The organism is Deltaproteobacteria bacterium GWA2_45_12 (assembly GCA_001797365.1).
Taxonomy (GTDB): Bacteria; UBA10199; UBA10199; order UBA10199; family UBA10199; genus UBA10199.
In genome coordinates, this window is record MGPH01000002.1 from 1 (window position 1) to 9791 (window position 9791).

Here is a 9791-nt window from a genome sequence, read left to right on the forward strand (position 1 = left end):
CTTCGTTTGTGCCATCCTTCCCCCTTTCCTAATCACGGAAAAGATAACACAAAAATACAAACTATATAAAGATAATAATTAAATGGTCAGAGCACTAGTTCGGAAAGATCGCCTGTTTTACTCAGAAAATCTTCGCCCCCATTTTGCAGAGCCTCCATTTGTTTTGCCGAATTTTCCTCCGCAGACCAGAAAATGATCGGCAAGGCTTCATAGACCATGGTTTGCCGGATGATGCCTGCCAATTCATTCCCTTGAATCTGGGGCATGTGCAAATCCAAAATGAGTAGGTCGGGATTAAATTCGGGCAATACATCCAGTGTCTTATAGGGATCTGTCAATATTTTTACCTGGAAGCCTTCTTGTTGTAAGTGCAGGGAAGTTTTTTGGGTTGTTATTTCATCATCGTCGATGATGAGTATTTTCCAAGAAAAATTCGTTTCTGGAGAGGTTAGTCGATAAATATATTCAAGAAGCTCTAACATGTTTGGAGGTTTGTAGAGGTAGACACACCCACCAGCACAAAATGCAGCCCTTCTGGCATGAAGGGAATTATCCGAAGAAATGCAAATAATAGGGAAGGGTAGGCTTTGCTCTCGTTTTATTTTCGATAAGGCATCAGCTCCGGCGAAGCGTCCCTCAGGGAAACATAGGTCAATGATCAGCACATCCGGATTTACTTCAACTATTGTTTCTTTTAGATGTTCCAAACGGTTTAAGACAGTTGTCTGGAAACCTGATGTAGTCAGATGTAAGGCTATGCTTGTTGCTAATGCGGCATCATCATCGACAATGAGAATTTTTTTAATGAAGATTTCAGAATTCTTGATTTGACCACGGGTTGAAGCGCTTACAGATTCCGCCAATTGCTTGATAGTAGGTTTTGAAATTTGGGCTTCCAATTCAAACACAAGATCATTAACGATTTCATTAAGTTCTTTGTTCGGGATCTTTTGCTGGGATAGGTCGAGTAACTGCTGTAGCCTGAGACATATGCGGCTGATGTGTGGCATGCCAAATGTAGTTCCCGATCCCGCAAGTTTATGGATAGTGTGATAAAAAAAATTCAAATCCTCATGGGTTGCTGTTTGTTGAACGATTTTATTCCAGTATTCCTTAATGGAATTCAGTTTTTCCGGAAGTTTTTCCGCATATAACTTCCGGATCAAATTCAATTCTTGTTGGAAAGAATCTGTAGAATTATGTGGCATAAGAGTTAAACGTAAGTAAATGAAGTAAAATAGTACTCGCTTCCATAAAGCCCTGCAAATTTAAACTGATTAAGAGAACGAAATTTCGTCTGGCAATTCATTTATATCACGATGACTTGCCATAAAGTAAGTGGCTAGCTTTTTACCCACCAAATTAATGGCGGTTATGAGCCCTTCAGCAAACTCGTTTTGCCGAAAATGCTCACTAAGTAGTAGGGTTATTTCATCCCAGAAATTTTGAGGGACTTTTTGATAAATGCCTTGGTCACCCAAAACCGCAAATTGATGGGTTTTGGTGCATATAAAAAAAAGCGCGCCATTGCGGTCTTTTGTATTAGTCATTCCTAATTTTTCAAAAGTCGTTTTTGCGGCCAGAATGACATCGTTTGGCTGATGCGAATCGAAGTGTACACGAATTTCAGCCGTTGTTGTAAGCTCTGCCTGGATAATGGCTTCTTTTATTAGATTCTTTTCGGTTTTCGATAAAAAGAGAATCGAATTGGTCGGTCTCTTTAATTTTTTACCAACGTCCACTGGCGCCTCCTCCCCCAAAACTCCCGCCACCGCCGCCAAAACCACCGGAAGAATAGCCACTGCGGCTGCCATAATGCCCCCCTCGCATCAAAAGGGCGCGAAAGAAAATTTCAAACACGATTCTTAACACAAAAAGAAGGATGGCAAAGCGCATAAACCATCCCCCCCAGGAATAACGGCGAGGATTTGCGGTATTGGTTTTAAGATAAAAGCTGTATCGAACAAAATCGACAAGCAAGAGTGAAAACAAAACAAGAAGCACCACTTTAGGGAATGTCGATCGATGTCTGTAGGCGATAGGGCTTGACTCCGCAGAAAATTCTCCTGCAATGGCTTTTTGGATGGCGCTAATTCCGGCAATGATGCCGGCTTCATAGTTGCCAGCCTTGAAATGGGGGATTATTTCATTTCGAATGATGGTGCTTGCAACGGTGTCGGGAAGAGCTCCTTCCAATCCATAGCCCACTTCAATGCGCAGTTGGCGATCTTTTATAAAGACAAGCAGAATGACGCCATTGTTTCTGTCTTTTTGTCCCACTTTCCATTGCGTTGCTAATCTGATAGAAAAATCTTCGAGGCTTTCTCCTTCCAGGGAATCAAAAACGGCCACAACAATCTGGTTTGAAGTTTGACTTTCATAACCCGACAAGACGCTTTCCAGATCATTTTTGGTTTGGGCGTTTAATAGATGGGCATAGTCGTTGACATAGCCTGTTGGGGAAGGGGGGATGTCGAGGGCGAACGAAGAGGTTGTTGCCGAGAGGAATAAAAGAACAAAGAGAAAAATTCGGAGTGACATAAAACTATGGTTCGACATAGCTCACCATGTCCAATTATTTAAAGGCTGGACATGGTGAGCCATGTCGAACCATCACTCGCATCCCTTACCTCCCAAAATCAACCTTGGGAACTTCTTGGGCGCCGGCTTCTGCCTTAAAATAAGCTTTTTCACTAAAGCCCATCAAGCGGGCCAGGAATACCGTGGGGAAGCGCCGAATGACCGTATTAAATTCCTTGGCTGTCTCATTGTAGCGCATGCGTTCCACGGTGATGCGATTTTCTGTTCCTTCAAGCTGGGCTTGAAGATTTAAGAAGCTTTCGTTGGCTTTTAAATCGGGGTATTTTTCAACGACCACCATCAAGCGGGAAAGGGCTCCCGAAAGCCCACTTTGGGCCTCTTGGAACTTGGCAAACGCATCGGGGTTGTTGATGATTTCAGGGGAAATGGTTGTTTGTGTGGCCTTGGCCCGGGCTTGAACCACCCCTTCAAGGGTTTCGCGCTCATGGGCGGCATAGCCTTTGACTGTTTGAACAAGATTGGGAATAAGGTCAAGCCGGCGTTGATAGACGTTTTCAACCTGTGACCACGCACTTTTAACGCCTTCTTCCAAACCCACAAGTTTGTTGTACGAGCCGACAAAGCTAAAGATAAGAAGGATTAAGATTGAACCAACGATAATGACGGGAAGTAATATTTTTTTCATAAGGTCTCCTTTTTAAGACTTTTTAAAGAACGGATTTCCTGTCTTGGCATCTTTGATTGAGCCCTGCGAATCATGAATTCTACATTTTCATCTGTGTTGATGGCCAGAATTTTCTTTTCAGGGTGGTTATTCTGGAAAACACGGAAGACCTCATCGGCAAAACCTTGTCCGATTGTGTTGACCCCTTTAAAGTCGAGAGTAATTTCAGTGAAGGAGTCAAGGGAGTGAAGGACTCTTTTGGCTTGCGAGCGGGAAATGTAAGAGTTTTCTTCCTGATGCAGTTTGATGGTTACTTTGGTTTTATTGAACTCAAAGCTCTCGTTGGTATATTCGTTAAAAATGTCTTCCAGTTTTTTTGTTTCATGTGGGGCTAGCCAGATGGTGACTTCAGTCCCTTGCTTAAAACGAATGTTTTCAATGAATATGTCGGGGACTTGGTTGTCGATAATGAGTCTTTTTTTATGGCTTTCAATGACAAATCGTCTGGCGATCTTGGAAGTAAAAAAGATTCCTTCACCCGAATGATATGAGGGGGAGGTGGTTTGCTTTCCTTTGAGTAAATCCTGAATGGCTTCCATTTCGCTGTGAAGGTGCTTTTTTTTGGCGATATTTTCAAAAATTCCTATTCCTGTGTCTCGTACTTCTAGACGGCATTGTTCTTTGCTTATGGCTACGTTTACAATGACATATTTGGTTTTTGAGTGATCGATGGCATTGTTGACCATTTCTGTGAAGGCGTAATGCAGATTTCTTCTTGAGTTGGAGTTAAAGGGAGCCAGAAGAAGGGGTTGATTTTCCAGTTTTTTGAAAAGCCGATCTTCCTCCAGACCTGATACAGGAGTTTTCTGGTGCCATTGAAGCATGCTGGTATGGACCTGTTTTAGGGTCTTGGGAGTATTAAGGATGTAAGAGGTGTTTTTGTTGCCGCTGCCTTGCCGGATAATCTTGCCAACATGCATCAGATTGACAAGGTGTCGATGAACAGCCTGCCGGCTGATGCCAAGTTTTTTGGTTAATATGGCCGTGTTTAGAACGCCATGTTTTTGAAACAAGGCCAGGATGGTCTGGTTGACAGATTTACCCATTTATTTATGTAAACATATTTATAAAAATGTGTCAACCTTATGTAAATTTAATATAAAATTATGTCAACCTGTGTTTTGTAGGCATACATCGACAATCTCTTCCATGATCAAATTCAAATCAAAATCCTTGGGGGTATAAACGCGGGCGACTCCCTGTTTGAGAAGCTCTTTTTTGTCGGCTTCTGGAATGATGCCACCGGCCACCACGGGGATGTCGTTTATTTTCTTTGCCTTCATCAAACGCATCAATTCGGGGATCAGGGCCAAGTGCGATCCGGACAAGATCGAAAGCCCAATGACATGCACGCCTTCCTCCAGAGCAGATTCTACAATTTGCCCGGGGGTTAGACGAATGCCTTGATAGATGACTTCCATCCCCACATCGCGGGCACGCAGCGCAATTTGCTCGGCTCCGTTGGAGTGGCCGTCCAGTCCCGGTTTTCCCACAAGGATGCGCAATTTTTCCTTAGTTGTTTTTTCAAATTCCTGCACTTTGGCCCGTGCTTTTGCAAGCGCCTGGCTGTTTGTAGAAGTAGTAGCCCCCCCTACACCGGTGGGAGCCCGGTATTCCCCAAAAACAGAGCGAAGGGCCCCGGCCCACTCACCTGTTGTCACCCCGGCCTTGGCGCATGCAATGGAGACGGGCATGATATTAGTTCTATTTTTTGCGGCTTCTTTTAGGGCTTCTAGAGCCTTTTGAACAGCAGAGTTGTCGCGTTTTTTGCGGAAACTTTTAAGGGATTCGATCTGGTGGGTCACCGCTTTCTCATCCAGTTTTAAAATGCCGGCATCCCCACCCGCTGTGAGTGGAGAAGGAGCAGAATCTTGATAGCAATTGATGCCCACAACCTTGGTGCTGCCCTCTTCAATGGCGCAAATACGTGCTGCATTGGAAGTGACCAATTGCTGTTTCATGTAATCAAGGGCTGCCACCGACCCACCCATGCCCAATATTTGTTCCAATTCTTTTTCGGCTTGGTTGATGAGATCGTTGGTTTTGGCTTCAATCACTTTAGATCCTTCAAAGATATCCTCATATTCCAAAAGATCCGTTTCCAGTGATAATACCTGCTGCATGCGTAGCGACCATTGCTGATCCCATGGGCGCGGCAACCCCAGGGCCTCGTTCCAGCAGGGGAGTTGAATGGCGCGTGCCCGTGCGGTTTTAGAAAGGGTGACTCCCAACATTTCCAGAATGATTCTTTGAACATTGTTTTCGGGTTGTTTTTCGGTGAGCCCCAATGAGTTTACCTGAACGCCATAGCGAAACATGCGGTATTTGGCATTTTGTACTTTGTAACGCTGGCTTGTTATTTTGTCCCACATTTTGACAAACGCGCGCATCTTGCAAATTTCTTCAATGAAGCGGATGGAGGAATCCATGAAAAATGAAATGCGGCCGACGGATTTTTCAAAATCTTCCCCGCTTACTTTTCCGGATGCTTTTACTGCATCCAAAAAACAAATGGCATTGGCCAATCCAAAAGCAAGTTCTTGAACCGGTGTGGCGCCAGCCTCTTGCAAGTGATAGGGGCACACGTTCATGGGGTTCCACTTGGGGATTTCATTCACCGTGTAGGTGATCATGTCGGTTGTAAGCCTGATGGAAGGTTCCGGGGGGAAAATGAAAGTTCCGCGTGAAAGATATTCTTTCAAAATATCATTTTGCGTGGTGCCCGAAAGTTGCTTGGGAGAGACGCCTTGTTCTTCGGCCACGGCAATATAAAGCGAAAGAAGCCAGGCGGCTGTGGCGTTGATGGTCATGGAGGTGTTCATCTTGTCCAAGGGGATTTGATGGAACAGCGCGCGCATATCATCGATATGACAAATGGGAACGCCCACTTTCCCCACTTCGGCCAAGGCAAGCGGATTGTCTGAGTCGTAGCCTGTTTGTGTGGGTAAATCGAAGGCCACCGAAAGGCCCGTTTGCCCCCGTGACAAATTAGTACGGTAAAGTTCGTTACTGGCCCTGGCGCTGGAATGCCCCGAATAAGTGCGCATAAGCCATGGTTGTTCTTTAGGGTTTGACATGCGCGCACCCTAGATAATTTTGGGGGGAGGGTCAAGTTTTGGGTTAAACCATTAAAGGATTTGACAGGGTTCTTATCGATTGGTAGCGCCTATAAATTCATCTTCATTTTTAAGCTAAGGAGTTCTTATGCCGTTTGCGTCACCACTTGGTGTTCATGTTCCTGTTACTGGAAGTCGTAGCCCTTTTTTTAGGGGGCACGTCAATCATCTTGTTACCCGCCGTGCTTTGAATGGTTTGGGTTTCCAAAGGGGAATCAATCCTGGTGCTTTGAGAGAATTGGTGAGTGGCCATAGTGCGGGCCCAGGAAGCCGTTTAAGTCCAAACCATAGGGACGCTCTTTTAAGTCTTGCCGCAACACCAAACATCGATTTAGCAAATCCCAATGATCTTACGGCCAATGCCTTGGCTGATATTCACTTTGCCCGTAAACATGGGGAACCTTTGTCCATAGGCTATGGTCATCCTATAACCCTTAGAAATGTCTGGGAGGTGGCTCAGGAAAGGCGGCCGGTCAGATTACCCGTAAACGCACGTGAAGCGGTGCAAAAAACACGTCAAGCTCTGGAATCAGCGACGACAGCCGGGCAAGTCATGTACGGAGTTAATACAGGGTTTGGCAAATTTGCCGACTGCATTGTGCCGCCAGAAGGACTAAAGGAATTGCAGCTTAATTTGATTCGTTCCCATGCAGCAGGTGTGGGCGAACCCGTGGCCCCACCTTATGTAAGGGCCATGATGTTACTCCGTGCAAATTCCATAGCCCAAGGGTATTCAGGGGTTCGTCCAGAGGTGATTGATCTTTTGGTGGAGCTTTTGAATCGCGGGGTGACCCCGTATGTTTCCCTTCAGGGTTCTGTGGGGGCCAGTGGCGACTTGGTTCCCCTGGCGCAAATAGCCCTGGTCCTGATTGGTGAAGGGCATGCTTATTATGACGGACAGCTTTTGTCCGGAGCCGAGGCGTTAAGGCGTGTTGGGTTGGAACCCTTGGTGCTCGAGGCCAAGGAAGGGTTGTCTCTTATTAATGGAACCCAGTTCATGACGGGTATTGCTGCCCTCACGATGGTTCATGCTTTTCATTTGATGAATGCCTCTGAGGCTGCCACGGCCCTGATGGTTGAAGTGACGGGCGGTAGGATTGAACCTTTTGATCCTAGAATCCATGCCATTCGCGGGCAGTCGGGGCAAATCGAAGCGGCTCAAAGAATTAGAAGATTCCTGCTTAAAGATGGTCAACGAAGTCAACTGGCACAAAACCATCCCCGTGCTGGCAGAGTGCAAGATCCCTATGATCTACGTTGTGCCCCTCAGGTCAGCGGAGCTATTCGGCAAAATTTAATACGATTTGCTGATGACTTGGGGAGCGAAGCCAATGGCGTGACGGATAATCCTTTGGTTTTTGTAAACTCCGATGGTTCTGTTGAGGTAATCAGTGGTGGTAATTTTCACGGGCAACCGGTTGCCATGGCCGCAGATGGGATGGCCTTGGGCTTGGCTAGAATGGTCCGTTTAAGCCATGCCCAAATAGCTTATATTTTAACATCGCCCAAGTCCGGACTTCCTACGTTTCTTGTAACCGATGGAGAAAGTGGAACCCAGAGCGGGTTCATGATGATTGATGTGGCCGCAGCAAGCCTGGCGGCTGAGGCCATGGCTCATTCTTCCCCTGCAAGTGTTCTTTCCTTACCCACGGCCGGCGGGCAGGAAGATGATGTGAGCATGGGGCCCATTGCTGCTAGAAGGGCTTCCTATCAAGCTGATTTAGTTCAAGGTATGTTGGCCTTGCAATTTTTGTCAGGAGCTCAAGCGCTTGATTATTTAGAAATGGCCACAACCGCCCCATTGGCAGGTATACACCATCTTATTCGCGAGGGCGTTCCTTATTCCACAGAAGACAGATCATTAACCGGTGACATTGCCTATGTGGAAGCACTTCTGGCGACAGGGGCCTTCTCCCCGTTTGTTGATGGGCCCCAATAAAATGGAAAAAAAACTTTTTGAAGTCACTGGCAGTTTTGAAGAGATGGCCCAATCTCAGGGAGAGCGTTTTAGGGATTTGTTTTTTCCGATGCTGGCCGACTTAAAGGAAATGCCCGTCGTAGCGTCCTGGATTCACAAGCTGATTCCTCTTCCCCTGTTTGTTTGGCTCCTGGGTTTTGAAGGAAAAAAATTTCTGCAAGCCCATCGGCCCGTGCTTGAAAACTTTCATGGCCATAATTTAGTGGCGCAATTGGAAGCGTTAAGCCGTGGTTTTGGGCAAAGTATTGAACGGATTTATGGTTTTTTAGCTTTTGAAGCGCTTTCGTCGCAATTGCCTTATTCATTGGGTTGTAGTTCGCTTGCTTTTTCTGCGTCCCAAACTCAAAGGGGAGAGCCGCTTCTGGCTTACAATCACGATTTTCCGGAATGTTTTGGAAAATATGTTTGCGTGAGAAAAAGTCTTCCCAAGGATGGATACGCTTCTTTAAATGTGACCTATCCGCCCATGCTGGGAGCGATTGCGGGTGTGAATCAAAAAGGGCTCTGTGTCAGCTTAAACCATGCCTATGCCACTGATGTTCATAAAGGTCCCGCTCTTCCCGTGACTCTTTTAGTGCAACAGGTTTTGCATTTTTGTGACCATGTTTCTGAAGCCGTCGATTTCATTTTAAAAACGCCCGTGCCCAATGGCTCGTTTATCACTCTGTTAGATGGTGCAGGAAACCGGGCTGTTGTTGAAATGTCGGGAAAGCAGAAGCAAGTCAGACATGTCCAGGAAGGGATGTTGCACACTTTTAACAAGTATCAGTTAGAACCGATGACAAGTTTTGAAATCCCGTTAGAAGCCGAAGGGAAGGGGATTTACAAGGGATATAAAATTCATCACCATAATATTTGTCGCGAGCGCCGGTTTCAGGGGATTTTTGATGTGACTAAAAAATATAGTGAGGAAGATATCCACGCTTTCATGTCCGACCATGACGGCGGAACGGGAGATTTTGGAACCATTTGCCGGCATCACCCAGGCACAGCCAGTACCTTGGCTTCGGTGCTCTTGTTTCCTAAAACACAATCCTTAAAAATCATTTTTGGCAAGGCGTGTGATGGAAGTTATGAAGAGATGTTTTTGTAGGAGAAATTCTAGTCCTTCGACAAATTAATCTTTATTCGTAACTGGTCAGTACTTTCTAAAAAATACAAAAAAATGGAGGACACCCTGAGCTTGCCCCGCATACGGGGTCCCGCTACGCGGTGATCGAAGGGTCATTCTTGGACAATATTTGCTCATTTATATCAAGAATCATGGTTCGACGGGGCTCACCATGTCCAATTTCGTTCGATTTTGAGAAGTGCTGACCAGTTACCTTTATTATTTTAATTTGTTTGGCACTAGGAGCCTGTCGGAATAATCATTTTCTTACTCATGATTTTTTCCAGACTCTGATTTTTTCGTGAACTCATTGTTCTGTAA

8 protein-coding genes are annotated in these 9791 nt (G+C 45.6%); 2 read left to right on the forward strand and 6 right to left on the reverse strand.

Annotated elements, in window-relative coordinates; genetic code table 11:
• Positions 1-86: 86 nt before the first annotated feature.
• The 6 genes from A2048_10370 to A2048_10395 all read right to left on the reverse strand — a co-directional run bounded on the left by A2048_10370 (position 87) and on the right by A2048_10395 (position 6342).
• Positions 87-1172, reverse strand: a complete 1086-nt coding sequence (locus tag A2048_10370; protein OGP11124.1) for a hypothetical protein — start codon at positions 1170-1172, stop codon at positions 87-89.
• A 105-nt stretch (positions 1173-1277) separates the two neighbouring features.
• Positions 1278-1703: a hypothetical protein gene (locus A2048_10375; GenBank protein ID OGP11130.1), complete on the reverse strand. Its 426-nt coding sequence runs from the start codon at positions 1701-1703 to the stop codon at positions 1278-1280.
• Positions 1704-1728: 25 nt separating this feature from the next.
• Positions 1729-2541, reverse strand: a complete 813-nt coding sequence (locus tag A2048_10380) for a hypothetical protein (protein ID OGP11125.1) — start codon at positions 2539-2541, stop codon at positions 1729-1731.
• Positions 2542-2626: 85 nt separating this feature from the next.
• On the reverse strand, positions 2627-3226 hold the full coding sequence (locus tag A2048_10385) for a LemA family protein (GenBank protein ID OGP11126.1): 600 nt from the start codon (positions 3224-3226) through the stop codon (positions 2627-2629).
• Positions 3223-4311, reverse strand: coding sequence for a hypothetical protein (locus A2048_10390; protein ID OGP11127.1), 1089 nt, complete (start codon positions 4309-4311; stop codon positions 3223-3225). Before A2048_10390 ends, A2048_10385 begins: the two co-directional genes overlap by 4 nt.
• Before the next feature lie 63 nt (positions 4312-4374).
• The gene (locus tag A2048_10395; GenBank protein ID OGP11128.1) at positions 4375-6342 is read right to left on the reverse strand and encodes a protein meaA; all 1968 of its coding nucleotides are present in this window, start codon (positions 6340-6342) and stop codon (positions 4375-4377) included.
• 442 nt (positions 6343-6784) lie between these two features.
• Here A2048_10395 and A2048_10400 point away from each other — a divergent pair, with 442 nt between their 5' ends.
• Positions 6785-8320: a hypothetical protein gene (locus A2048_10400; protein ID OGP11131.1), complete on the forward strand. Its 1536-nt coding sequence runs from the start codon at positions 6785-6787 to the stop codon at positions 8318-8320.
• A complete protein-coding gene (locus A2048_10405) occupies positions 8307-9452 on the forward strand; it encodes a hypothetical protein (GenBank protein OGP11129.1) in 1146 nt (381 codons plus the stop codon). The genes A2048_10400 and A2048_10405 overlap by 14 nt, the downstream gene beginning before the upstream one ends.
• Positions 9453-9791 lie beyond the last annotated feature (339 nt).

Excerpts from the sequence above, each read along its gene's own strand:
- A2048_10380 (OGP11125.1), bottom strand. The coding sequence starts at position 2,541 with ATGTCACTCCGAATTTTTCTCTTTGTTCTTTTATTCCTCTCGGCAACA.
- A2048_10385 (OGP11126.1), bottom strand. The coding sequence starts at position 3,226 with ATGAAAAAAATATTACTTCCCGTCATTATCGTTGGTTCAATCTTAATC.
- A2048_10390 (OGP11127.1), bottom strand. The coding sequence starts at position 4,311 with ATGGGTAAATCTGTCAACCAGACCATCCTGGCCTTGTTTCAAAAACAT.
- A2048_10395 (OGP11128.1), bottom strand. The coding sequence starts at position 6,342 with ATGTCAAACCCTAAAGAACAACCATGGCTTATGCGCACTTATTCGGGG.
- A2048_10405 (OGP11129.1), top strand. The coding sequence starts at position 8,307 with ATGGGCCCCAATAAAATGGAAAAAAAACTTTTTGAAGTCACTGGCAGT.